Consider the following 22,789-nt stretch of genomic DNA (forward strand, 5'->3'; position numbering starts at 1 on the left):
GCGCCTCGCCCTTCGAGACGGCCTGATGGCCTCCTCAGGGTGAGGCTGTATAGCGCTCCGTGTCATCCCCGGCAGCCGGGAACGACACCGGGTGCTCGACTTCTCACCTCATCCTGAGGAGCGGCGCAGCCGCGTCTCGAAGCCTCATTCTGAGGAGGTCACGTAGTGACCGTCTCGTTGCATCCCCTGCTGCTTTTTTACGCTACGCCCTCAACGCCTCATCCAGATCCCGGAACAGATCTTCCGGATCCTCGATTCCTGTGGACAGCCGCAGAAGGTCCGGCGGGCATGGCGTTCCCGGCCCTTCGATGGAGGCGCGGTGCTCGATCAGGCTCTCCACCCCGCCGAGCGAAGTCGCCCTCTTCCAGAGTTTGACATGGGCCGCCGCCCTGATGGCCGCCGCTTCTCCGCCCGTCACCTGAATCGACATCATGAAGCCGAAGCCGTTTTCCATCTGCCGGGCCGCGAGATCGTGACCGGGATGTTGCGGCAGGCCGGGATAGAGCACCCGAGCCACTTTCGAGTGAGCAGCGAGCCGCTCGGCGAGACCCTGAGCGCTTCTGGCCTGAGCGGCTGCCCGCAAGGGAAAGGTCCGCATGCCGCGCATGAGCAGATAAGCCTCGAAAGGTCCGAGAATGGCCCCCTGCATCTTTCGAATGCCGGAAACCTTCGTCCAAAACTCATCGACTTTCGCCCCCGCCAGAACGCCCGCGACCACATCCGAATGGCCGTTGAGGATCTTGGTGGCGGCGTGCATGACGATATCCGCGCCGAGCGTCAGCGGACGCGTGTGATAGGGCGAGGCCGTCGTGGAATCGACCGCGAGCCGCGCCCCGGCCTTATGCGCGATCTCGGCCGCGCCCGCGATATCGGTGATAGTCCAGAGGGGGTTCGAAGGGGTTTCGATCCAGACCAGCTTGGTGCGGCCCGGAATCACCGCCTTGCGCAAGGCATCGAGATCATCGGTCTCCGCGAAATCGACATTGAGGCCCCAGCGCGTCGCCTCCGTCATCAGCCAGTTGCGGAGCGCCCAGTACATGACCTTCGAAGCGACCACATGATCGCCGGGATCGAGTGCCTGGAACACGGCCGTCGCGGCGGCCATGCCGGAGGAAAAGAGCAGGGCTCCGGCTTCCGCCTCCTCCAGCATCGCCAGGACAGCTTCGGTTTCGCGGATCGTCGCGTTGTCGGGGCGGCCATAGACGTAGCCGGAGGAATAGGCGTTGTCCTCATCGCGAATATAGGTCGTCGCCACGTGGATCGGCGGCACCACCGCCTTCGTGATCGGGTCAACGTGCCCGAGCGCCTGCGCGGCCAGGGTGCGTTTGGACCAGCTTTGCGGCGACATGGGAACCTCCAGGGACGAAACGGGTTTTCGGGGAGCTGACGAAGCTCATCTATTTAAAGGGATTTAGCCCATCATGCCTACTGGCCAGCCGTCTTTGACGGGATTGCCCACACCTCCGTTGCCACGCCTCGCGTTAACGATCTTGCCGGTCGTTCTGGTAGCCGTTCTCGGCAATCTGGCGACGATCCCAAATATTCCGACCTGGTATGCGGGCCTTGCAAAGCCGAGCTTCACGCCGCCGAACTGGGTCTTCGGTCCGGCGTGGGCGATTCTCTATGCCCTGATGGCCTATGCCCTCTGGCGCATTCTCTCACTACCGCGTGAGGAACCGGGACGCGCAGGGGCGATTGCGGCCTTCTTCGTCCAACTCGCGATCAACGCCCTTTGGTCATGGGCGTTTTTCGCAGGCCATAGCCCGCTCGCCGGACTTGTCGTGATCCTGGCCCTGATCGTGGCGATCGTCATCACGATCTACCGTTTCAAGCCGCTCGATTCCGTCGCAGCCTTGCTCTTGGTGCCCTATCTCGCCTGGGTCGTCTTCGCGACCGCCCTCAATCTCGCCGTCTGGGAGCTCAATTGAGTCTCATTGTTCGTCGAACAGATGGGGTTCCGTGTCCATGTGATCGATCACGCCCACATAAGGCAGTTGACGGTATGAATGGGCCACATCCATGCCATAGCCGACGACGAAGACATCCGGGCAAGTGAACCCGACGAACTCGGCGTCAATGGTCACGGCGCGCTTGTGCGGCTTTTCCAGAAGAACCGCGGTCAGGACGCGCTTTGCGCCACGCGCCATCAGCAGGTCCTTGGCGAAAGCCACCGTTCGGCCGGATTCGAGAATGTCGTCGACGAGCAGGATGTCACGGCCGCGCACATCGCTCTCCACATCGCGCAGGATCGCGACCTGACCGGACGATACGGTACCATCGAGGTAGCTCGACAGATGCACGAATTCCACCTGCGGTTCGAGACCGGCCCTGTGGAGCGCGCGAATCAGATCCGCCGCGAACATGAAGCTGCCCTTGAGCACGGCGACGACCAGCAGGTTCTCCGGCTTTTGCTTGGCGACTTCCTGCGCCAGCTCCTCGTTGCGGCGAGCGATGGCAGTTTCGTCGAAGAGAACCCGGATGCGGGGAGGAGGGGTCATGGTCGTTCCGTCAAAGAAAGAAAGGGCGGCACCATTCGGCCCGCGAACCATTATGCGATTACACTCACGACCACGAAAGCGCAGGAGAAGTCAAACGTCTCGTTGCGATCTGTCCACCAGGGTGTTCATCCAGGGTGTTCATCCCTTGGCCGATATTGTCTAGGATCAATTCGAATTTCGGCTCGGCTCGCATTGCATTTGCCTCAGCCTTCATGCGGGGATAGACGGGGATCGGCTTCTCATGTCTTTCGTCAATTTGGTTTTGTCACAAGGTTGGTTCAGCGGCGCGTGAAAGCGTTTTACGAAAACGAATTCGATGAAGGTCTCGTCCCCTCCGTGCATTTCGAGAATGTGGGCGTGCGCTATGGCATGGGCCCCGAAGTGCTTCGCGACCTCACCTTTTCCATCGAACCGCGCTCCTTCCAGTTTCTCACCGGGCCCTCGGGGGCGGGCAAAACGACGCTGCTGCGCCTGATTCTTCTCTCGGTGCGCCCGACGCGCGGACTCGTCTCGCTCTTCGGGCAGGATGTCTCGAAAATCTCGAAGGACGCCTTGACCGACCTGCGCCGGCGCATGGGCGTGGTGTTTCAGGATTTTCGTCTCCTCGACCATCTCACCACCTACGAGAACGTGGCCTTGCCGCTGCGCGTTCAGGGCAAGGAGGAGGCGAGCTACCGGGCCGAAGTGGTGGAACTCCTGCGCTGGGTCGGTCTCGGCGACCGCATGCATGTGCTGCCCCCCGTTCTCTCGGGGGGCGAGAAGCAACGCGCGGCCATCGCCCGGGCGCTGATCGTGCGGCCCGATCTTCTTCTCGCCGACGAGCCGACCGGCAACGTCGATCCATCGCTCGCAAAGCGTTTGCTTCGCCTTTTCATCGAATTGAACCGGCTCGGCACCTCCGTCGTCATCGCCACCCACGATTTCTCGCTGATGGACCAGCTCAACGTACGTCGCCTCGTCCTCGGCGACGGGCACCTGCATATCGACGCGTGACCGGCATGAGCGATTCCTCCTCCAATCAACACCGAGCACCGCCGGAGCGCCCCCTTCCCGCTTCGCTTCGGCGCAACGCGCCGCTCGTCCCGGTCGAATCCGCGGGTGGACGGGCGTTGGCCGCCGTCATCGCAATTCTCACTTTCCTCGCGGCACTCTGCGCTGGCGGTGCGGAGTTGGTAGCGGCGAGTTCCACCCAATGGCAATCGGCCGTCTCCCGCGAGGTGACGATTCAGGTGCGCCCGCAGGCGCAACGCTCCATCGACGCGGATATCGATCAGGCCGTCAGCCTCGCCAAGCGCGCGCCCGGAGTCGAAGAGGTTCGAACCTTCACCAAGGCGGAATCCGAGCGCCTTCTGGAGCCCTGGCTCGGCACCGGCCTCGATTTCGGCGATCTGCCCGTGCCGCGGCTCATCGTGATCAAGCTCCAGGACGATGCCAAACCGGATTTCTCAGGCCTCAGACAGGCTTTGAAGGACAAGGTGCCCACCGCGAGCCTCGACGATCATGCGCTCTGGCTCTCCAGGCTCTCGACCATGGCCAATACGGTCATCGGCGTGGGTCTCGTCCTCGTCATCCTCGTTCTCGTCGCGGCAGGCCTTGCCGTGACCTTCGCCACCCGTGGCGCCATGGCCGGAAACCGGGAAGTGGTGGACGTGCTGCATTTCGTGGGCGCGAACGACGATTACATCGCCCGCGAGTTCCAGCGCCGCTTCTTCCGCCTCGGCCTGCGCGGCAGCGCCCTGGGAGCCGGCGCCGCTCTCATCGTGACGATTGTCCTCGGCTTCTTCACGCGGTCGTGGCGAGCCAGTCCGGCAGGGGACCAACTGGAAGCCCTGTTCGGGTCCTTCAGCATCGGTTGGCGCGGCTATGCCACTGTCGTTTTCATCGCTCTGATCGTCGCCCTCGTCACAGCGGCCGTGTCCCGCTTGACAGTGAGACGTTTTCTTAACGAAGCTGGTTAATACTCAAGCGGTCTCAAAGGATCGCCTCTGCCTTGCCTTATTCTGCATTATCGTCGGTCAGGATGATGTTTCGCGCGCAGAGAACGGCAAATACGAGCACCCTGGAAGCCTCGGAGGCTTTCGGCTGGGGCTGGGCCGCTCATGCCAATCATGACAATCCGACCCGCAAATCCTGGCTGCTACGCTGCTTTTTCGCCGGATTCTGCTCCAGCGTGGCCGCGATCATCATCGGCTTTTTCGGCTTCATCGGCTTCGTCTATTCCCTCGATCGCTTCGAGCAGTCGCCACAGACCAGGGCGGACGGAATCGTGGTTCTGACGGGCGGGGCGCAGCGGATCGACGACGCCATCGACCTTCTGGCCAAGGGCTATGCCAACCGCCTGCTGATCTCGGGCGTCAACGAGAGAACGAACCGGGAGCAGATTTCCCGCCTCAACCCAGGGCAGCGCCACCTGTTCAATTGCTGCGTCGATCTCGATTATCGCGCCCGCAACACCATCGGCAACGCCATCGAGATTCGGCGCTGGACCGAACGGAACCGCTTCGCCTCTCTGATCGTCGTGACCTCGAACTATCACATGCCACGCGCGCTGGTGGAGCTGGAACACGCTTTACCGAAGATCCAGAAAATCCCCTATTCGGTCGCAGCCACCATCGATCCGCACAATTGGTGGCACAGCTTTGGCACTACCCGGGTGCTCTTCTCCGAATACGTGAAGTTCGTCGCCGTCTGGGTCCGTACCCGCTTCGAACGCGACCCCGAGTACTCCGCTGCCGCCAAGATCATGAGCGGCGGGGCGCCGATGATGATCGCGGACCCAACGACCCGGTAGAGAGGACGACCCGGAGCCTAGGCCCGCCAAGCGGGGCCTTTGCCCAGGCTGTGTTGCCGCATGATCTTTCGGCAAACCGGTTTCCTCTTTTTTGGATCATGCTCTAGAAGGGGCCGCTCGCGGGTTTCTCCCGCCTACCCTGTCACGGTCTCATGCTGATCCTTCGCTCGTTCCTCTTCAATGTCGCGTTCTATGCCAACATGGTCTTCTGGATGGTGGTGCTGATCCCGACATTTGTCCTGCCGCGCCGCCTCTTCATTCGCGGGCCGCAGCTCTGGGCGCGGACCAGCATCTGGCTTCAAAAGGTTATCGCCGGAACGCATGTGGAGTACCGCGGTCTCGAGAAGATTCCGCAGGGCGGCCTCCTCGTCGCGGCCAAGCATCAATCCCTTTGGGAGACCTTCGCGCTCCTGGCACTCTTCGAGGCGCCGATCTTCATCCTGAAGCGCGAACTGATGTGGATCCCGTTTTTCGGCTGGTACACGTGGAAGGCGGGCTGCGTGCCGATCGATCGCAAGGGCGGCTCGAGAGCCCTTCTGCAAATGGCCGCGCGCGCCAAGAAGGCGATCGAGCAGGGCCATCAGATCCTGATTTTTCCGGAAGGAACGCGCCGCCCTGCGGGCGCTCCGCCCGACTATAAATACGGCGTAGCGCATCTCTATCACGGCCTCAACGCGCCCTGCCTGCCCATCGCCCTGAATTCAGGTCTCTTCTGGTCGCGCCGAAAATTCATACGTCGGCCGGGAACGATCATTGTCGAAATCCTCGATCTCATCCCGCAAGGTCTCTCGCGCACCGACTTCTTCAACCGGGTTCAGGAAGAGATCGAAACGGCCTCCGACCGTATTCTGGAAGAGGGTCGTCGCGAATTGGGGATCGATGCAGCGACCTCGCAAACAAGTCTGTCGGAGATCTAAAGTTTGATCGTATCTCCTTGAAACACGATCAAACTCACGATTCCTTATTGCCGCATGATCCGGACGAACAATTGGTTTCCACTTGTTCCGATCATGCTCTAAGGCTCTCTCAAGCCAGCGCCCGGACCACCTGGTCGAGCAGCAGGTCTGTCACGCCCATGGCGACGAGGTGGTCATGGGTCGAGCGCACGTATTCCGTATTCGGACCCGAGACGCCATGGCCCTGTCGTACGAGGGGTAGCACATCTTCCAGCCTCGGGCGGCGCGTATATTGCGGATGATTGCGGTCGACGATGTAGGCAAGCGCGGTGACGCTGCGGCCATCATCCAGCCGCACCGGCAAATGCCGCTCCAGATAAACGGAGGTTACCTGTTCGCGCTCGCGCAGGTAGTCCACCGTCGCTTCGGCCTCCTGCGGCATCACCCGGAAGGCAACGCCATGGCAACGGCCACCCCGGTCGAGACCGAGCACGAGCCCCGGCTTTTCCGGCGTTCCGCGATGGACATGGGAGAGAACGCAAAGCGAGCGATGATAGCCGTGAAGATGCGCGTGACGGCGCTCCTCGAAGGGAAAACCCGGTCGCCACATGAGCGAGCCGTATCCGAAAACCCATAAATCGCCGATTTCGTCCGTCATTTTGCCGATGACCTGCCCGAACCTTGCCTGTTTCCGGCGCTAGAGGTCATACGGCTAGTCGCTAAACTTTTGACTTTGCACGACCTTTTCGGAAAACCGGATTCCGCTTTTCCGATCATGCGCTAACAGCTACCAAGGCGCCAGACAACAGGAGAGTTGGATATGGATGAGGTGGGCATGGAGGAAGCGGAAGCCAACGCGAGCACCCGCAGCAACCGCTTTTGGCTCTACACGCCCATCGCTCTTCTGGTTCTGGTCGGCATCGCCTGGAGCATCGCCTGGTTCGTCATCCGCAATCGTACAAATGATGGCCTCGACGCCTGGCTCGCTGCTGAGGCGAGAGGCGGACGGCAATGGACCTGCCTGGATCGGAAGGTCGGCGGCTTCCCCTTCCGCGTCGAAATCATCTGCGAAAGCCTGTCCCTGAAGCAGGGCAATGTGAGCGCCTCCTTGGGCCGAGTCGAATCCGTGGCGCAGGTTTACCAACCGCGTTTCGTGATCACCGAGATCGACGGTCCGCTCAACGTCACGGACGGCATCGTGACATTGAAGGGCACATGGGATCTGTTGCAGACCAGCGTTCATGCCACGCCGGACGGCTTGCAGCGCGCTTCTCTGGTCGCGGAGGCTCCCAATTTCACCATCACCGGCCTCGGCCCGACGGAACTCGGCACGTCGAGCGCCCATTTCGAAGCGCATCTACGGCCCAACCCGACACGGGCAGCCGAAGGTGCCTACGACGTGGCGATCAACACCCGTCAGGCCCGGATCCCGGCGTTGGACAACCTCATCGGCGGAGGCGAACCAACCGATCTGCAACTCGACGCGACAGCAACCCAGGCACAGGGTTTTCGCGGACGCCCCGTCATCGAGGAGCTGGAACGTTGGAGAGCGGCGAACGGCAAGGTCGATATCCTGATGCTGTCCCTCACCAAGGGCAATCGCAGGCTCGAAGGCAAGGGCGAATTGCGGCTCGACGATCTGCACCGCCCCACAGGGCAATTCGAGATCGCGGCGGCAGGGCTCGACGGTCTTCTCGGCAACGCCACGGGTAACCGGGCGACAGGAGCGCTGCTCGGTGCGCTGCTAGGCCAAGGCCAGCGCCAACAGAATGGGGACAAGCCGAAGCTCATACCCCTGCCACCCTTGCGGATTGATAACGGCAAACTGGCGATGGGACCGTTCGTGATTCCGGGCGTAAGGCTCCTGCCCCTCTACTAACCCTCGCGACGGCGACCGAAATCGGGTTCGGGCGCGTCCTGCCCTTCCGAGATGATGCCGCGCCGGATGGCGCGGGTGCGGGTGAAGAGGTCGAACAGCTTGTCGCCCTCACCCCACCGGATGGCGCGGGCGAGCAGCGCGATGTCCTCGTTCAGTCGCCCGAGCATTTCCAGCACAGCTTCCCGGTTGTGCAGGAACACGTCGCGCCACATGGTCGGATCGGACGCTGCGATGCGGGTGAAATCGCGAAAGCCGCCCGCCGAGAATTTGATGACCTCGGATTGCGTCACGGTTTCAAGATCCGCCGCCGTGCCAACGATGTTGTAGGCGATGAGATGCGGCACGTGGCTCGTGATGGCGAGCACCAGATCATGATGCTGCGCGCTCATCACTTCCACATTCGAGCCCATGGCAGCCCAGAAGCCGCGCACGCGCTCGATGGCTTTCTCGTCTGTCCCTTCGGCCGGCGTGAGGATGCACCAGCGATTGAAGAACAGCGTGGAGAATCCGGCATCGGGACCGGAATGCTCCGTGCCCGCCACCGGATGGGCCGGCACGAAATGCACGCCAGGCGGCAGATGCGGTTCGACCTGCGCCATGACGGAAGCTTTCACCGAGCCCACATCGGAGACGATGGCGCCGGACTTGAGCCCGCTCTTCATGGCCTGAGCCACCACACCACACACACCGACCGGAACGCACAGGATGACGAGATCGGCTTGTCTGACGCCGGCAGCGGCGTCAGACGTCGCCTCATCCGCGAGCTTGAGTTCCCGCACCCGCGCCAGCACCGCCTCATTGGCGTCGATAGCCACGAGATCGCGCGCCAGGTTGAGATGGCGCGCGGCGCGGATGATCGAGGAGCCGATGAGCCCGAGGCCGATGATGGCGACGCGGTCGAACAAGGGCTCCTTGCGGGGTGGGCCGAGACGCTCAGGCATTGGGCTTGCCGCTCATGAATTCACGCAAGGTCGCGACCACGAGGCGGTTCGCCTCTTCGTCGCCGATCGTGAGGCGAAGGGCATCGGGCAGGCCATAGGCGTCGATCCGGCGAAGGATCAGACCCCGGCTCGTCAGGAACGCATCGGCATCCTTCGAGGTGCGGCCCGCTTCCTTCGGGAAGTGGATCAGAAGGAAATTGCCGACGCTCGGCGTCACTGTGAGCCCGAGCGCCTCGATTTCCTTGGTGAGCCAGGCGAGCCATTGATCGTTATGCGCAAGCGCCTTGGCGAGATGGACATCGTCCTGGATCGCGGCGATACCGGCGACCATGGCGAGACCGTTGATGTTGAAGGGGCCGCGAATGCGGTTGACCGCATCGATAATGTGCGCGGGAGCCACCATCCAGCCGAGACGTAGATTGGCAAGGCCGTAGACCTTCGAGAACGTGCGCGTCATCACCACGTTCTCGGAGGTGGCGACGAGTTCGAGACCGGATTCGTAGTCGTTCTTGCGGACATATTCCGCATAGGCCGCGTCGATCACGAGAAGCACGTGCGGCGGTAGGCCCGCATGCAGGCGCTTCACCTCGTCGAAGGGGATGTAGGTGCCGGTCGGGTTGTTCGGATTGGCGAGGAAGACGATCTTGGTCTTGGGCGTCACCGCAGCCAGAATCGCATCCACATCAGCCTTGTAGCCCTGCTCCTTCGTCACCACCGGCGTACCGCCCGCGGCGAGGATCGCGATGCGATAGACGAGGAAGCCGTGTTCCGAGAAAATGCCCTCGTCGCCCGGCCCCACATAAGCATTGGTGATCAGCGAAAGCAGCTCGTCCGAGCCGGCGCCGCACAGGATGCGGTGTGGATCGAGTCCGTATTTCGCGGCAATCGCCTCACGCAGCTTGGACGCCGATCCGTCCGGATAGAGTTCGAAATGGTTCGCGTGCCGGATCGCGTCGATGGCCTTCGGCGACGGGCCGAGCGGCGTCTCGTTGGAGGAGAGCTTGTGAATCTTCGCAACCCCTGTGGCGGCGCTCTTGCCGGGCACATAGGCTTCGATCTTCATCACGCCGGAACGCGGCTGGGGACGAATGGACATGGGTCTTCCTGATAGGACTTGGTAGGAAACGCTCTAGAGCTTGATCCGGAGGAATAACCGGGTTCCACTTGTTCTGATCATGCTCTAGCGCAGGTTCGGTCTTATTTCACGTGGAAACGTTCGGCATGGCTGCCGACTTCGGTAAGGCCGGTGAGGCTCGCTCCGGCTCTCGTGAGCGCGCCGTGCAGTTCGTCCCGCTCCACGTGGCCGGGCATGGCCATGAGGGCCGAGAGCCCCTCCGCGTCGGCGGCGCTGGCGACGACTTCGCCGCCGAGATCGGCCAAGGTTGTGCTGACGCCCTTGTGCCATCGCTCGAACTGGGCGGCATAGAGCACCACATCCCGCACCGCCGCATCCGCCAGGGGCTTCGAAATGACGAAGACCGGCGTCCCCGCCGGATGGTCCGGGCGCTCGATGAAGGGCAGGCGAGCAATGATCTTTGGTCGGTCGGCTGCGGCCAGAGTCCGCCACCACGCCCCACTCGACGCCCCCTGGTCGATCCGGAAAATGCCGAGGTCGCCCCGCGCACCCGCAACCGCCTCGATCACCGCCCCGGCGCTCGGATGGCTGACATAGGGCACCGTGAAGCCGAAATGGAACCGGGCGGAATCGCGCATGGGCGCATCGCCCGCGGAAACATCCGCATGAACGGTATAGGGCGCTTGCACATAAGTGAACGTCGCGATGATCACGCGCCAGATGCTCTCCACCGTATCGAGAGGCAGAAGGCCCCCATGCCGCTCGGCGAGCAGACGCATCATCGAAGCCTCGCGGCCGGGCCGGAAGGCGGAACCGGATTCGGAAGTCTTCTTCACCTTGATCAGACGGTCGATGATGGTGCCCCGCTCCATCAGGAGCCGATGCATCGTCTCGTCGATCCGGTCGATCTCCTGGCGGAGTTCGGCAAGCGAGGGGGGCTGTTGAGCGGTCATAGGCGTGATCCTGACGAAGACCGCCCTTCTTTCGCAGTCCCACGCCCTGCTGCCAAGAGGGAGCTTCGACCGGCAGGTTTGCATCCATCCTCGTTGACGCCCGCCCTGTCGCGAATTACCGGTGTTCGAAAGGACGAACGATTTCGGTATTCATGTCCAGCTCATCCGTTCCCGCAGAACCAAGAAGTCAGGTCGACGATCCGTCGAGCCTTGTGGCGCGCTTCGGTGCGGACGAGCCGCTGATGATGGATGCAGGTGTGCCGCTCGGCCCCTGGCAGATCGCCTACCAGACCTATGGAACGCTGAACGCCGACAAGACCAACGCCGTTCTGATCTGCCATGCCCTCACCGGCGATCAGCATGTGGCGAACGTCAATCCGGTGACGGGTAAGCCCGGCTGGTGGACCACTATGGTCGGTCCCGGTCGCCCGGTGGATACGGACCGGTTTTTCGTGATCTGCGCCAACGTCCTCGGCGGTTGCATGGGCACGACCGGCCCCGCTTCGATCGACCCGGCGACGGGACAGCCTTACGCCCTCGATTTTCCGGTGGTGACGATCCACGACATGGTGCGGGCGCAGGCCGCTCTCATCGACCGGCTCGGCATCGAGAGCCTGTTTTGCGTCGTCGGCGGCTCCATGGGCGGCATGCAGGTGCTGCAATGGGCCGCGAGCTATCCGGAGCGGGTTTTCGCGGCTCTGCCCATTGCCACAGCCGCGCGCCATTCGGCCCAGAACATTGCCTTCCACGAGGTTGGCCGCCAGGCGATCATGGCCGATCCCGATTGGCGCGGTGGACGCTATCTCATCGAGGATACACGCCCCTCCAAGGGACTTGCCGTGGCGCGCATGGGCGCGCACATCACCTATCTTTCGGAAACGGCGCTTCATCGTAAATTCGGACGCAATCTGCAGGATCGCGCCGCACCGACCTTCTCTTTCGACGCCGATTTCCAGATCGAGAGTTATCTGCGCTACCAGGGTCTTTCCTTCGTCGAGAGGTTCGACGCCAATTCCTATCTCTACGTGACGCGCGCGATGGACTATTTCGATCTCGCCGCCGAACATGGCGGCTCGCTCGCCAACGCCTTTCGCGGGAAGGCGACGCGGTTCTGCATTATCTCTTTCACCTCTGACTGGCTGTTTCCAACCTCCGATTCCCGCGCCATCGTTCACGCGCTGAACGCCGCGGCAGCCTCCGTCGGTTTCGTCGAGATCGAGAGTGACAAGGGGCATGACGCGTTCCTGCTCGAGGAGCCGGAAATGTTTTCGGCGGCGCGCGGCTTCATCGATGCCGCCGCTCGCGTTCGAGGCCTGTCATGACCGATCAATTCGCGACACCCCGCCTCGATTTTCTCCTTGTCGCCGACATGGTGGCGAAAGGGTCGCGCGTGCTCGACATCGGCAGCGGCGACGGCTCGCTGCTGGAGCTCCTGCGCGAGCGCCGCGACGTCGATGGACGCGGCATCGAGATTTCCCGCGAGGGCGTGAACGATTGTCTCGCCAAGGGCCTGCCGGTGATCCAGGGCGATGCGGATACGGACCTTGCCGATTATCCCGACGATGCCTTCGATTATGTCATCCTGTCGCAGACGATTCAGGCCACGCGTCAGCCGAAGGTAGTTTTAGAGCATCTCCTGCGCATCGGCCGCCGCGCCATCGTCTCGTTCCCGAATTTCGGCCATTGGCGCGTGCGTCTGGACCTCACCTTTCGCGGCCGCATGCCGGTGACGGAGAACATGCCGTTCTCCTGGTACGACACGCCCAACATCCATTTCTGCACCATCCGCGACTTCGTGGAATTGTGCGACGGGGTAGGCGCGAAGATGGAAAAGGCCGTCGCCCTCGACGCCGGCGGACACCCGATCCGCGTCGCCCTGCCCTGGTGGGTGTGGAACCTGTTCGGAGCACAGGGGGTGTTTCTGCTCAAGCGGGGATAAACCGCGTCATCCCGGACGCCGAAGGCGATCCGGGATCGCATGGGATGAGGAGCGCCAAACTCGGTTGACGATCCCGGGTTCCGCTGGCGCAGCCCCGGAATGACGAGCCTATACGCAGCCTCACCCTGAGGAGCGAAGCGTCTCGAAGGGCGAGGCGTCTCCAGTGCCCGCTGGACCCTCCTTCGAGACGCCGCTACGCGGCTCCTCAGGATGAGGTGGAATACCGGGATCACATGCGCGACGCGCTCCCTCTCCCTATGGGAGAGGGTTACGCCCTTTCCGGATGGACCGTTCGCGCGTTGCGCGCCCCGGAATGACGGCAGCGATAATTCCGTAGCGATGCGGACTTGCCTCTCACCCTGCCTTCGACGCCAGCGGGTGCAGGTCGCGCACCATGCTTTTCAAACGCTCGTCGAGGACGTGCGTATAGATCTGCGTCGTCGAAATATCGGAATGGCCGAGCAGCTCCTGCACGACGCGCAAATCCGCCCCGTTCTGAAGCAGATGGCTCGCGAAAGCGTGGCGCAGCACGTGCGGGCTCACCTTGTCGCCACGCAATCCCGCGGCGGCGGCGGTCGCCTTGAGATCGCGAGCGAACGCCTGCCGCGTCAGGTGGCCGCTCTCGCTGTCGGCGGGAAAGAGCCAGGGCCCGCTCACCTTGCCCTTCTCTTCCAGTAACGCAAGGTAAGTCCCCGCCGCCTCGCGCGCCGCGTCGGTCAACGGCACCAGGCGCTCCTTCGCGCCCTTGCCGCGCACCACGAGAAACCGATCCCGCGTCTTGGCGGCGCTGCGGGGGAGCGAGATCAATTCGGAAACGCGCAAACCCGTCGCATAGAGCAGTTCGAGGAGGCACGCCATGCGCGCCGCCCGCAGGCGCTCGAGGGGGGATGCCTTGGCGTTGTCCATGCCCTCCAACGCCACCCGCAGAAGGCGGTCCACTTCATCGACGGAGAGTATTTTGGGCAGCACCCGCCCACGCTTGGGGGCGGAGACGGCGGCGGTCGGGTCCTCCGGCGCATAGCCTTCCACGTAGAGGAACTTGTGGAACTGCCGCACGGCCGAAAGGCGGCGGGCGGCGGAGGAGGCCTTCAGGCCCCGCTCCTCCAGGCTTCCCATGAAGCCGCGCACGGTGGCGGCAAGCGCCGTTGCGGGCTCGGCCTTCTGCTCGCGCAGGAAATCCAGGTAATCGTCGAGATCGCGCCGGTAGGCATCGAGCGTGTTCTTCGATGCTCCGCGCTCGGCGGCCAGCATATCGAGAAAAAGTCCGGCGTGGCGGGCTCCGCTCATTTGGTCGGCAGACGGTTCGCCGGGACCGTGACGGTCATCTCGCGGGTATCGGGCTGAACAAGGGTCGCCAGCGCGTACATCGCCGCGAAACCGAGACCGGCGAGAATGGCGACGATAGTGAGAAACCGGAACAGGGTCGGCACGTGATCCTCAGGAGCTCGCTATCGATACATCATGACCGGCTCTCCGAGGCAAGTCCTGCAACTGCCCCGATCTGGCGCCTTTACCTTGAACGCGCCAACCCGAGGGAAGGTTGTGACAGGGGCGGCCCTCCCGTGCTAGAAAAAGTCCATGAACAATATCAGCCGCTTCAATCCACTGGACCATGGCGGCGAGCATGAAACGGAGACACCCGAGGGCGGCCACCCCATCAGCCGCCGTCTCGGCGCGCGGTCCCTCGTGCTCGTCGGCCTGATGGGTGCCGGAAAAAGCACGGTCGGACGCCGGCTCGCCCAAAAACTCGGCCTTCCCTTCCGCGATGCCGATCACGAGATCGAGGCCGCGGCGGGCATGACGATTCCGGACATCTTCGCCATTCACGGGGAAGCGCATTTTCGCGATGGCGAACGGCGCGTGATCGGCAGGCTCTTGCAGGATGGGCCGATGGTGCTCGCCACCGGCGGCGGCGCTTTCATGAACGCGGAAACCCGCGCCGGGATCGCGCAATCCGGCATCTCGATCTGGCTGCGCGCCGATCTCGATGTGCTGATGAAGCGGGTGCGCAAGCGGACGAACCGGCCGCTGCTGCAAAGTCCCGATCCGGAAGGCACCATGAGGAAGCTCATGGAGGAACGCCATCCGATCTATGCCACGGCGGACCTGACGGTGGATTCGCACGAAGCGCCCCATGACCGGGTCGTCATCGACGTCATCGATGCCTTGACCGACTGGTTCGAGCGGACAGGAAAAGCATGACCATGAGCGGCGCAGCGGCGCGAGAGACGGTCTCAACCTTCACCACCGTGCCGGTCCCCCTCGGGGACAGGGCCTATGACATTCTGGTGGGACGAGGACTTCTTGTCGAAGCGGGAGCGCGCATCGCGGCCCTCAAGGCACGTGCGGTCGTCATCGTGACGGATGCCCATGTGGGCCCGCTCTATGCGGAGGCGCTGGCAGGATCGCTGCGCGCCAGCGGCCTCAACGCTTCGGTTCTCACATTACCGCCTGGCGAGGCCACGAAATCCTATGCCCGGCTGGAACAAGTCTGCGATGCCATTCTTGCGGCGAAGATCGAGCGCGGCGATCTCGTGATCGCCCTCGGCGGCGGCGTGATCGGCGATCTCTCCGGTTTCGCGGCGGCCATCGTGCGGCGCGGCGTGCGTTTCGTGCAGATGCCGACGACCCTGCTCTCGCAGGTCGATTCCTCCGTCGGCGGCAAGACCGGTATCAACTCGCCCTTGGGCAAGAATCTCGTCGGCGCCTTCCATCAGCCGAGCCTCGTTCTTTCCGACACGGCCCTTCTCGACAGCCTGCCTTTACGCGAAATGCGCGCCGGTTACGCCGAGGTGGTGAAATACGGCCTCATCGACGACGAGGCTTTCTTTAGCTGGTGCGAGAAGAACTGGCGCGGCGTGTTTGCGGGCGGCCCCGAGCGTGACGAGGCCGTGGCGCAGAGCTGCTGCGCCAAGGCGGCTGTGGTCGTGCGCGACGAGCATGAGAATGGCGACCGCGCCCTTCTCAATCTCGGCCATACCTTCGGCCATGCGCTGGAGCGCATCACGGCCTACGATTCCACGCGACTTGTCCATGGCGAGGGCGTCGCCATCGGCATGACGCTCGCCTTCCGCTTTTCCGCGGCGCTCGGCCTGTGCCCGCAAGCCGATGCGGATCGCGTCGAGGCTCATCTCGTGGAGGTCGGCCTTCCCACCCGTCTCGATCAGGTCCCCGGCGGATGCGGTACGCCGGACGAACTTCTCGATGCCATGGCGCAGGACAAGAAGGTGAGCGGCGGCGCGCTGACCTTCATTCTCGCGAAGGGCATCGGCAAGAGCTTCATCGCCAAAGGCGTTGAAGCGGAGAAGGTTCGCGCCTTCCTGGTGGAGCAACTCCAAGCCCGGTAGTGTCCATGTCCGAGGACCATATTTCCATCTCTCTCTGGCTTGCAGCCGGGATCGTCATTCTCTCCCTGGTTCTGTCCGCGTTTTTCGCGGCGGCGGAGACGGCGTTCACCGCCGCGTCTCGCGCGCGAATGCTCGGCCTCGAAGACGCGGGCGACACGCGCGCACGCATCGTCAATCGCCTGCTCAGCCAGCGCGAGCGCTTCATCGGCGCGATGCTGATCGGCTACAATATCGTCGCCATCGGGGCATCCTCCTTCATGACGAGCGTGCTCGTCAGCGTGTTCGGCAAGGAAGGCGTGGTCTACGCCACGATCGGGATGTCGATCCTCGTCATCGTCTTCGCCGAAGTGTTGCCGAAAACGCTTGCGATCAGCGCGCCGGAACGCCTCTCCCTTCTGATCGCGCGCCCGGTCTCGTGGACGGTGGCGCTCTTCGGCCCCCTCACACATGCCACGGAACGCCTCGTGCGCCTGATCCTGCGCCCCTTCGGCATCCGGATCGGCGAGCACGTGGCGATCCTCTCAGCGGCGGACGAACTGCGCGGGCAGGTCAACCTGCTCCACAAGGAAGGCGGCGTCGCGAAGGTGGAGCGCGACATGCTCGGCGGCCTTCTCGACCTGGAGGAGCTTTCCGTCTCCGACGTGATGGTCCATCGCACGAAGATGCGCACGATCAACGCCGACTTGCCCTCGGAAGAAATCGTGCGCGAGGTCCTGGCCTCACCCTATACGCGCATGCCCCTCTGGCGCGGCAGCCAGGAGAACATCATCGGCGTCTTGCACGCCAAGGATCTCTTACGCGCGCTCGACGCGGTCGGCGGAGACGCCGGCAAGCTGACTGTCGAGGACATCGCACTGGAGAGCTGGTTCGTGCCCGACACGACCTCGCTTCGCGACCAGCTCAAGGCGTTCCTCGCCAAGAAGACCCACTTCGCCCTCGTGGTCGACGAATATGGCGAGGTGATGGGTCTTGTGACCCTCGAGGACATCCTCGAAGAGATCGTCGGCGACATCAAGGACGAGCACGATCTCTCGGTTCAGGGTGTGCGCCTGCAGCCGAACGGGTCGGTGAACGTGGATGGTTCGGTTCCGATCCGGGATATCAACAGGGTGATGGACTGGAACCTGCCGGATGAGGAGGCCACTACCATCGCCGGTCTCGTCATTCACGAGGCGCAGACCATTCCCGATACGGGTCAGGCGTTCACCTTCCACGGCTTCCGTTTTCAGGTCCTGCGCAAATCCCGCAACCGCATCACCGCCTTGCGGATCACGCCGGTTTTGCCTGTCCCGCGGAAGCGAGCTTGACCACGGATTCCGTGGCAGCAGGCGCTTGCGCCGTTGCCATGAACTGCGCCTTGGCGAGTTCGGCAAAGCGGCCGCCCCTGGCGACGAGTTCGTCGAAGGTGCCGGTTTCCACCACACGCCCCTGATCGAAGACAAGGATGCGGTCGGCATTGCGGATCGTCGCGAGCCGGTGCGCGATGACGAAGGTGGTGCGCCCCCTCATCACCTCGTCGAGTGCCCTTTGCAGCTTCTGCTCGGTGGCGGCATCGAGCGCGCTCGTCGCCTCGTCGAGAATGAGGATGGGCGGATTTTTGAGCAAGGCACGGGCAATAGACAGGCGCTGGCGTTCGCCGCCCGAAAGAGAGCGCCCGCGCTCGCCGATGACGGTATCAAGCCCATCATGTTGACGGGCGATGAATTCGGCCGCCTGCGCGCGCTCGAGAGCATCAATCATCTCGGCATCCGTGGCATTAGGCTGCCCGACCTGCAGGTTCTCGCGGATCGAGCGGGCAAAGAGCATCGGCTCCTGGAAGACTACGCCGATATTGCGCCGAAGCGAGGCGAGCGTCAGATCGCGGATATCGTCGCCATCGATGCGGATCACGCCGGATTGCGGATCGAAGGCGCGATGAAGAAGACCGAGCGTGGTCGACTTGCCGGATCCCGTCGCGCCGACGAGCGCTACGTTCTCGCCGGGCAAAACGCGGAACGTGACATCCTGCACCGCCGTCCGCTTGCCGTCATAGGAGAAGCTCACGTTCTCGAAGGCGACTTCGCCGTTGAAGCGTTCGATGTTCTTGGCGTTCGGTCGGTCGTGAACCGCAGGCGCCGTATCGAGGATCTCGAAGAACTCCCGCATCTTCGGCGCTTGCATGAACAACTGGTTGATGAAGTTCACCGACTGCTCGAGCCGCGCAATGAGCATGTTCGCGATGCTCATGAACATGACGATCTCACCGATGGTGGCAAGGCCCTTCAGGTGAAGCCCCGTCCCGACGAGAAAAACTGCGGTGATCGTGATCGTCGCCGCGGCACGGGAGGCGACAGAGGCAATGGCCCACCAGGATAAAACCGGATTTTGTGCTTGGAGAAGCTGCTGGATGATGCTGCCCAGCGCCCGCGATTCCGCCTCGATGCGGGTGAAGGACTGAATCACCGGAACGTTGCCGAGCGCGTCGGAGGCGTGTTCGGCAAGGCTCGAATGGTAGCGCTCGACCCGGCCTTGCAGGCTCTCGGTTTTGCGGAGCACCAGCGTCGTGAGAACGGCGAAGACAACGACGAGCACGAGGAGCAAAAGGCCGAGCCGCCAGTTCAGGAATACCGTCAGCGGTAGAAGCACGATGAGAGAGACGAGCGCGGCGCAATGCTCGCGGAAGAAGCCGAGCCAAAGCCACGCCATGCCGCTCGACCCATCGAGCATGACCTTCAAAACGCGGCCCGAATGGGTCGACGTGTGAAAAGCGAGCGGCAATTCGAGCACATGCTCGAAATAACTCGCCATGACGGCCAGCCGCCGACGATGGGACAATCGGTCCGCATAGAGCGCCACCAGAACACCCGCACCGATGGAAAAGAAAGCGAAGGCGACCCAGGCCGCGATCAGGGGCGTCAGCACACCGAAGGTCACAGGCCGCCCGCCGACGCTCTGCGCCCGCGTCAGCACGTCGATGATGCGCCCGAACAGGATCGGCTCGGCAAAGGCCGAAATCGCCAGCGCCACGTTGGCCAGTGCGAGAACGGCACCGATTCTCAGATCGGAGCCGAGCTGACCGAGGACACGTGCATAAAGGCGGATCAGCCACATGAAGGATTACCTATCCATCGGCGTTTTTCAGCTTGCTGCGCCATCCTACTACAGAGCCAGAACATGATCAGAACAAGTGGAAACCGATTGTTCGCCCGGATCATGCGAAATCAAGTTCTAAGCCCCATGATCCGTTGGACAAGCCTGTCAGGCGTTCACCGCTTGGCGGATGCGACCACGAGCACCCAATAGACCTTGTACTTGGAGTTCGGCGTATAGGCGGTGGCGATGCCCATGCGGGTCGCGCGCGGATCGAGCAGGACCCGGTCGTGCTGCGCGCTCTCGCGCCACCCGGAAAAGGCTTCGGCAAGAGTGTGATACCCGGCCGAGAGATTGGCGGCGGGGGCGGCAAAGCCGGCAGTCGCGAGGCGCGCCTTCACCGCATCGGCCGATGTCGGTTTGTCGGCGGCCGCCATGGCATCGGCTTCCGCCTCAGCAAGCGCCTGCAATTCCGGATCGACGGCCAACACGCCCAGACCCTTGTTGCGGCGGTAGGAGCTGAACATGTCCTGCGCGGTCGCGGCATCGACCACGGCGTTTGCGCTTGCCATGGAGCGGTAGAAGCTCGGAACCTGATTGGACGGCCGGGGCCCGGTCGCGCAGGCGCAGAGAGCTGCTGCCATGAGGCTCAACGTGACGATGCGTTTCATGGGGCTGACTTGTCCTTCGGAATCACGAGGACGTTTTCATCCTCGTTCTGAATCGCGTGCGCAACGTTGTCCACCGCCTCTTCGAGCTCATCCGGCCCCTTGAGCGCGAGCGAGGGCTGCGCCGGTTCCGGCACACCGGTCCCGGCTTTTCGCAAGTCGCGGAAGATCTCGAAATAGAGGTCGCTGGCGACACGGCCCGCCGTGTCGATCTCATCGACGAAACAGATGAGATCGAAATCGATCGTGTTCTCGGTCACTTTCTTGAAGAGCACGCGCGGGGTCGGCTCGCTCAGCACTTCGCGATGGGCAAGCGCGGCCTTGCGCATGATATCCGCCACGAGATCCGGATCGGACGCGCGCGGCACCGGCACGGAGACGAGCACGCGCCCTGTGCGATCGTTGCGCACACGGTTGCGGACGATGCCCGAAATCAGGTTCGAGTTCGGAACGATCAGGGTCGACCGATCGCCGGTCTGAATCTCCGTCGAGCGCACGTTGATGCGCCGCACATAGCCTTCACCATCGCCGACGACCACGAGATCTCCGACGCGGATCGGCCGTTCCCACAACAGGATCAGGCCGGAAATGAAGTTGTTGACGATGGATTGCAGACCGAAACCGATACCGACCGACAGGGCACCGGCGACTAGCGTCAGGCGCTCCAGGCTCAGGCCGAGATAGGTGAAGCACACCATGCCCGCAATGATGATGCCCACATAGCCCGTCGCCGTGCTGATGGAGTTTCGCAACCCCGCATCGAGATCAGTCGCCGGCAGGAAAGTCTGGTCGAGCCAGCGCTGGATCACACGCGTGACGACAAAGCCGATGGCGAACAGCAACGCTGCGATCAGGATCGACGAAATCGAGATCGTCATGTCGCCGACGCTGAAGCCGAAGAAGGCGGCGCGCACCGAGCCGAGGATGTCGGTCGATTCGATGCCCCACGGCGCCAGCGCGAGAAGAATCGCGAGCACGATGAGGCACAACCGCGCAACACCCGTCGCGAGAACGCCGATCTGCTCGATGGAGCGTTTGCGAAGGCCCGTATTCGCCTGCAGGGTCGTGGCGAATTTGCTGTCGCTCGTGAGCGTGCCGCCGATGAACTCGTCCACCAGCGCAATGCCGAGAATGAGCAGCGCGATGAGGATCGAAATCCACACCACCTGATCGACCAGAAACGAGGCGAGCGCCACGTAGCCGGTGACGACGCTGACGAGAACCACGCCGCCGACGATCCAGCCGAGCGTCCGCAACGGGCCGCTGACATCGACCTCGGTCGCCACATAAGGCCCGAGGCAGTTTTCGTCGCTCGTATCCCGCGTTGCGAAACGGCGCAGCAGTTCCGCGAAAATCAGGACGCCGGCGAGCGCAAAGATCGAACGCGTCATGACCGTGATCGGCAACACCGCCGCAATCGCCTGATTGAAGGATTCGAGCATCTTTCCGGCGACCATGACCGAGGCCAGGATCACGCCGAACCGCATGATCCGCGTTGCCCCAACGTTGCCGACCGGAACCAACCGCCAGGAGGGGTGATCGGGGGCAAGAATGGCATCGATCAAGGCGCGGACAAAGGCCACGAAGGCAATGCCGCGCAGAAGCGCCGCGACGACCTGCTCGAGACGCGGCGGGAACAGATCGGCGGAATCGAACGCGATCCAGACGATCCAGCTTCCGGCAACGGCGGGCAGCGTGCCCAGGAGGAGAACAACGAGCGCGGCGAGCAGGCGACTGCGGCGACTGGGTTCGCTGATCGCCGGATCGCGCTTCACGAGGCGCGGCGCGATGTAGCGACGTCCACCGTAAAGTGCCACGGCAACGCCGATGGCGAGGCCAAGGAAGAACAGGGTTCCGAAAGTGGCGTTGCGCGCGAAATGCTCAGCCGTATCGGAAACCGTCAGACGCTGAACCCGCAATTCACGCGGGATCGCCTGCAAGACGTTCATCCAGAGGCTTGGGCTCAGCAAACCGTCGCTCTGTTCGAACAGAGCGCGGGTGAACGAAGCCCTTCGGCGGTCGCTGATCTGGGCCCCGATCTGGTCGACCTGGACGAGCAAGGCGCGCGCGAGGCGCTGCGTCTCGTCGAGCTCGGCCACAGCTTGTTCGCGCTCGGTCCGATCCTTTGCGACATCGGCGCTCTCGTCTTGCCCCTCTTTCGGCTTTGGTCCCAATTGAGCCAGACGGGCGCGGCTCGCCTCAAGCTTGGGGGCCTGCTCGTCGATGATCGTGCGGATGCTCGCGCCGAGCGGTTCGAGCTCGCTGCGCAAGATCTGCAATTCGGCATCGGAAAGCCTGCGCCCTTGCAGGCTCGCCTCCTTCTGATCGAGATCGGCCTTGAAACCGTCAAGCTTCGACCGCGTGGCTTTGGTCTCATTCGACACGGGCGGCGCGGCGGCTTCCGGGGCTGGCGCGGCCGGTGCGGGCGCGGCAACGGGCGCAGAGGCAGGATTTTGCGGCGCGGCCGTCGATGACGGCACTTGCACGGGCACTTGCACGGGCCCTTGCTGCGCCTCGGCAAGCCCGCCAAAGCCAAGACTGAGGATCAAGATCCCCGCCAGAAACCACCACTGCTTAAGGATTTTCATTCAATCGGCCCTTTTCGACCCGCGATCGTTATCGCGAATCACTTTCAGAAAAGTCACCGCCGAGGCCCCAAAGTGCAAGCGAGGGGCCGTTCAGCACGACTTATTCCGTAGGGCTTGAGAAAATGGCTTAATTTTAACGAGGTGT

The 22,789-nt window shown here is 63.1% G+C and carries 22 protein-coding genes; 11 read left to right on the plus strand and 11 right to left on the minus strand.

Annotated elements, in window-relative coordinates; all coding sequences use genetic code 11:
- Window positions 1-202: 202 nt before the first annotated feature.
- Window positions 203-1,348: a trans-sulfuration enzyme family protein gene (locus AB4072_RS14585; RefSeq protein ID WP_441969018.1), complete on the minus strand. Its 1,146-nt coding sequence runs from the start codon at window positions 1,346-1,348 to the stop codon at window positions 203-205.
- 73 nt (window positions 1,349-1,421) lie between these two features.
- Between AB4072_RS14585 and AB4072_RS14590 the strand changes: the two genes are divergently transcribed.
- The gene (locus AB4072_RS14590) at window positions 1,422-1,928 is read left to right on the plus strand and encodes a TspO/MBR family protein (RefSeq protein ID WP_441969019.1); all 507 of its coding nucleotides are present in this window, start codon (window positions 1,422-1,424) and stop codon (window positions 1,926-1,928) included.
- A 3-nt stretch (window positions 1,929-1,931) separates the two neighbouring features.
- Here AB4072_RS14590 and hpt read toward each other — a convergent pair whose 3' ends face one another.
- Window positions 1,932-2,498: a hypoxanthine phosphoribosyltransferase gene (gene hpt, locus AB4072_RS14595; protein WP_441969021.1), complete on the minus strand. Its 567-nt coding sequence runs from the start codon at window positions 2,496-2,498 to the stop codon at window positions 1,932-1,934.
- Between the two features lie 369 nt (window positions 2,499-2,867).
- Between hpt and AB4072_RS14600 the strand changes: the two genes are divergently transcribed.
- The 4 genes from AB4072_RS14600 (at window position 2,868) to AB4072_RS14615 (ending at window position 6,206) form a co-directional block, all read left to right on the plus strand.
- Window positions 2,868-3,491, plus strand: coding sequence for a cell division ATP-binding protein FtsE (locus tag AB4072_RS14600; protein WP_441969212.1), 624 nt, complete (start codon window positions 2,868-2,870; stop codon window positions 3,489-3,491).
- 5 nt (window positions 3,492-3,496) lie between these two features.
- Window positions 3,497-4,456 (plus strand): cell division protein FtsX, encoded by a 960-nt coding sequence (locus tag AB4072_RS14605; RefSeq protein WP_441969023.1) that lies wholly within the window; start codon window positions 3,497-3,499, stop codon window positions 4,454-4,456.
- A 62-nt stretch (window positions 4,457-4,518) separates the two neighbouring features.
- On the plus strand, window positions 4,519-5,289 hold the full coding sequence (locus AB4072_RS14610) for a YdcF family protein (RefSeq protein ID WP_441969213.1): 771 nt from the start codon (window positions 4,519-4,521) through the stop codon (window positions 5,287-5,289).
- A gap of 152 nt (window positions 5,290-5,441) precedes the next feature.
- Window positions 5,442-6,206 (plus strand): lysophospholipid acyltransferase family protein, encoded by a 765-nt coding sequence (locus AB4072_RS14615; protein ID WP_441969025.1) that lies wholly within the window; start codon window positions 5,442-5,444, stop codon window positions 6,204-6,206.
- 109 nt (window positions 6,207-6,315) lie between these two features.
- Here AB4072_RS14615 and AB4072_RS14620 read toward each other — a convergent pair whose 3' ends face one another.
- Window positions 6,316-6,843, minus strand: coding sequence for a gamma-glutamylcyclotransferase (locus AB4072_RS14620; protein ID WP_441969027.1), 528 nt, complete (start codon window positions 6,841-6,843; stop codon window positions 6,316-6,318).
- A gap of 162 nt (window positions 6,844-7,005) precedes the next feature.
- Here AB4072_RS14620 and AB4072_RS14625 point away from each other — a divergent pair, with 162 nt between their 5' ends.
- The gene (locus AB4072_RS14625) at window positions 7,006-8,064 is read left to right on the plus strand and encodes a DUF2125 domain-containing protein (RefSeq protein WP_441969029.1); all 1,059 of its coding nucleotides are present in this window, start codon (window positions 7,006-7,008) and stop codon (window positions 8,062-8,064) included.
- Here AB4072_RS14625 and AB4072_RS14630 read toward each other — a convergent pair.
- From AB4072_RS14630 to AB4072_RS14640, 3 genes are all read right to left on the minus strand, one after another.
- Window positions 8,061-9,005 (minus strand): prephenate/arogenate dehydrogenase family protein, encoded by a 945-nt coding sequence (locus tag AB4072_RS14630; protein ID WP_441969031.1) that lies wholly within the window; start codon window positions 9,003-9,005, stop codon window positions 8,061-8,063. The genes AB4072_RS14625 and AB4072_RS14630 overlap by 4 nt on opposite strands.
- A complete protein-coding gene (gene hisC, locus AB4072_RS14635) occupies window positions 8,998-10,101 on the minus strand; it encodes a histidinol-phosphate transaminase (RefSeq protein ID WP_441969033.1) in 1,104 nt (367 codons plus the stop codon). The genes AB4072_RS14630 and hisC overlap by 8 nt, the downstream gene beginning before the upstream one ends.
- Window positions 10,102-10,202: 101 nt before the next feature.
- Window positions 10,203-11,033, minus strand: a complete 831-nt coding sequence (locus tag AB4072_RS14640) for a chorismate mutase (RefSeq protein WP_441969035.1) — start codon at window positions 11,031-11,033, stop codon at window positions 10,203-10,205.
- Window positions 11,034-11,185: 152 nt separating this feature from the next.
- Between AB4072_RS14640 and metX the strand changes: the two genes are divergently transcribed.
- On the plus strand, window positions 11,186-12,355 hold the full coding sequence (gene metX, locus AB4072_RS14645; protein ID WP_441969036.1) for a homoserine O-acetyltransferase MetX: 1,170 nt from the start codon (window positions 11,186-11,188) through the stop codon (window positions 12,353-12,355).
- The gene (metW, locus tag AB4072_RS14650) at window positions 12,352-12,972 is read left to right on the plus strand and encodes a methionine biosynthesis protein MetW (protein ID WP_441969038.1); all 621 of its coding nucleotides are present in this window, start codon (window positions 12,352-12,354) and stop codon (window positions 12,970-12,972) included. Before metX ends, metW begins: the two co-directional genes overlap by 4 nt.
- 354 nt (window positions 12,973-13,326) lie before the next feature.
- On the opposite strand, the gene AB4072_RS14655 is transcribed toward metW, so the two are convergent.
- Together AB4072_RS14655 and AB4072_RS14660 are read right to left on the minus strand one after the other, a co-directional pair.
- On the minus strand, window positions 13,327-14,259 hold the full coding sequence (locus tag AB4072_RS14655) for a site-specific tyrosine recombinase XerD (protein WP_441969039.1): 933 nt from the start codon (window positions 14,257-14,259) through the stop codon (window positions 13,327-13,329).
- Window positions 14,256-14,402 carry a histidine kinase gene (locus AB4072_RS14660; RefSeq protein ID WP_441969041.1) on the minus strand — a complete coding sequence of 49 codons (147 nt, stop codon included), beginning with the start codon at window positions 14,400-14,402 and terminating at the stop codon, window positions 14,256-14,258. Before AB4072_RS14660 ends, AB4072_RS14655 begins: the two co-directional genes overlap by 4 nt.
- A gap of 148 nt (window positions 14,403-14,550) precedes the next feature.
- Here AB4072_RS14660 and AB4072_RS14665 point away from each other — a divergent pair, with 148 nt between their 5' ends.
- The 3 genes from AB4072_RS14665 to AB4072_RS14675 are packed head-to-tail and all read left to right on the plus strand — an operon-like array spanning window position 14,551 to window position 17,626.
- Window positions 14,551-15,174, plus strand: a complete 624-nt coding sequence (locus tag AB4072_RS14665) for a shikimate kinase (RefSeq protein ID WP_441969043.1) — start codon at window positions 14,551-14,553, stop codon at window positions 15,172-15,174.
- Window positions 15,175-15,176: 2 nt separating this feature from the next.
- Window positions 15,177-16,319 (plus strand): 3-dehydroquinate synthase, encoded by a 1,143-nt coding sequence (aroB, locus tag AB4072_RS14670; protein WP_441969045.1) that lies wholly within the window; start codon window positions 15,177-15,179, stop codon window positions 16,317-16,319.
- Window positions 16,320-16,324: 5 nt separating this feature from the next.
- Complete coding sequence (locus AB4072_RS14675) at window positions 16,325-17,626, plus strand: HlyC/CorC family transporter (protein WP_441969047.1); 1,302 nt, start codon at window positions 16,325-16,327, stop codon at window positions 17,624-17,626.
- Here AB4072_RS14675 and AB4072_RS14680 read toward each other — a convergent pair.
- From AB4072_RS14680 to AB4072_RS14690, 3 genes are all read right to left on the minus strand, one after another.
- A complete protein-coding gene (locus AB4072_RS14680) occupies window positions 17,589-19,409 on the minus strand; it encodes a glucan ABC transporter ATP-binding protein/ permease (RefSeq protein ID WP_441969049.1) in 1,821 nt (606 codons plus the stop codon). The two genes, AB4072_RS14675 and AB4072_RS14680, sit on opposite strands and share 38 nt — an antisense overlap.
- Window positions 19,410-19,564: 155 nt before the next feature.
- Window positions 19,565-20,059: a CAP domain-containing protein gene (locus tag AB4072_RS14685; RefSeq protein WP_441969051.1), complete on the minus strand. Its 495-nt coding sequence runs from the start codon at window positions 20,057-20,059 to the stop codon at window positions 19,565-19,567.
- Window positions 20,056-22,644, minus strand: coding sequence for a DUF3772 domain-containing protein (locus AB4072_RS14690; protein ID WP_441969053.1), 2,589 nt, complete (start codon window positions 22,642-22,644; stop codon window positions 20,056-20,058). The genes AB4072_RS14685 and AB4072_RS14690 overlap by 4 nt, the downstream gene beginning before the upstream one ends.
- Window positions 22,645-22,789: the final 145 nt, after the last annotated feature.

This window comes from Microvirga sp. 2MCAF38, assembly GCF_052115485.1.
Classification (GTDB): domain Bacteria; phylum Pseudomonadota; class Alphaproteobacteria; order Rhizobiales; family Beijerinckiaceae; genus Microvirga.

Bases quoted from the DNA above. Each gene is read 5' to 3' on its own strand.
- AB4072_RS14620 (WP_441969027.1), bottom strand. From the start codon at position 6,843: ATGACGGACGAAATCGGCGATTTATGGGTTTTCGGATACGGCTCGCTC.
- AB4072_RS14675 (WP_441969047.1), top strand. From the start codon at position 16,325: ATGTCCGAGGACCATATTTCCATCTCTCTCTGGCTTGCAGCCGGGATC.
- AB4072_RS14630 (WP_441969031.1), bottom strand. From the start codon at position 9,005: ATGCCTGAGCGTCTCGGCCCACCCCGCAAGGAGCCCTTGTTCGACCGC.
- AB4072_RS14690 (WP_441969053.1), bottom strand. From the start codon at position 22,644: ATGAAAATCCTTAAGCAGTGGTGGTTTCTGGCGGGGATCTTGATCCTC.
- hisC (WP_441969033.1), bottom strand. From the start codon at position 10,101: ATGTCCATTCGTCCCCAGCCGCGTTCCGGCGTGATGAAGATCGAAGCC.
- AB4072_RS14625 (WP_441969029.1), top strand. From the start codon at position 7,006: ATGGATGAGGTGGGCATGGAGGAAGCGGAAGCCAACGCGAGCACCCGC.
- AB4072_RS14605 (WP_441969023.1), top strand. From the start codon at position 3,497: ATGAGCGATTCCTCCTCCAATCAACACCGAGCACCGCCGGAGCGCCCC.
- AB4072_RS14615 (WP_441969025.1), top strand. From the start codon at position 5,442: ATGCTGATCCTTCGCTCGTTCCTCTTCAATGTCGCGTTCTATGCCAAC.
- metW (WP_441969038.1), top strand. From the start codon at position 12,352: ATGACCGATCAATTCGCGACACCCCGCCTCGATTTTCTCCTTGTCGCC.
- AB4072_RS14585 (WP_441969018.1), bottom strand. From the start codon at position 1,348: ATGTCGCCGCAAAGCTGGTCCAAACGCACCCTGGCCGCGCAGGCGCTC.
- AB4072_RS14685 (WP_441969051.1), bottom strand. From the start codon at position 20,059: ATGAAACGCATCGTCACGTTGAGCCTCATGGCAGCAGCTCTCTGCGCC.
- hpt (WP_441969021.1), bottom strand. From the start codon at position 2,498: ATGACCCCTCCTCCCCGCATCCGGGTTCTCTTCGACGAAACTGCCATC.
- AB4072_RS14640 (WP_441969035.1), bottom strand. From the start codon at position 11,033: ATGACCGCTCAACAGCCCCCCTCGCTTGCCGAACTCCGCCAGGAGATC.
- AB4072_RS14590 (WP_441969019.1), top strand. From the start codon at position 1,422: ATGCCTACTGGCCAGCCGTCTTTGACGGGATTGCCCACACCTCCGTTG.
- AB4072_RS14610 (WP_441969213.1), top strand. From the start codon at position 4,519: ATGATGTTTCGCGCGCAGAGAACGGCAAATACGAGCACCCTGGAAGCC.
- metX (WP_441969036.1), top strand. From the start codon at position 11,186: ATGTCCAGCTCATCCGTTCCCGCAGAACCAAGAAGTCAGGTCGACGAT.
- AB4072_RS14665 (WP_441969043.1), top strand. From the start codon at position 14,551: ATGAACAATATCAGCCGCTTCAATCCACTGGACCATGGCGGCGAGCAT.
- AB4072_RS14680 (WP_441969049.1), bottom strand. From the start codon at position 19,409: ATGTGGCTGATCCGCCTTTATGCACGTGTCCTCGGTCAGCTCGGCTCC.
- aroB (WP_441969045.1), top strand. From the start codon at position 15,177: ATGAGCGGCGCAGCGGCGCGAGAGACGGTCTCAACCTTCACCACCGTG.
- AB4072_RS14600 (WP_441969212.1), top strand. From the start codon at position 2,868: ATGGGCCCCGAAGTGCTTCGCGACCTCACCTTTTCCATCGAACCGCGC.
- AB4072_RS14655 (WP_441969039.1), bottom strand. From the start codon at position 14,259: ATGAGCGGAGCCCGCCACGCCGGACTTTTTCTCGATATGCTGGCCGCC.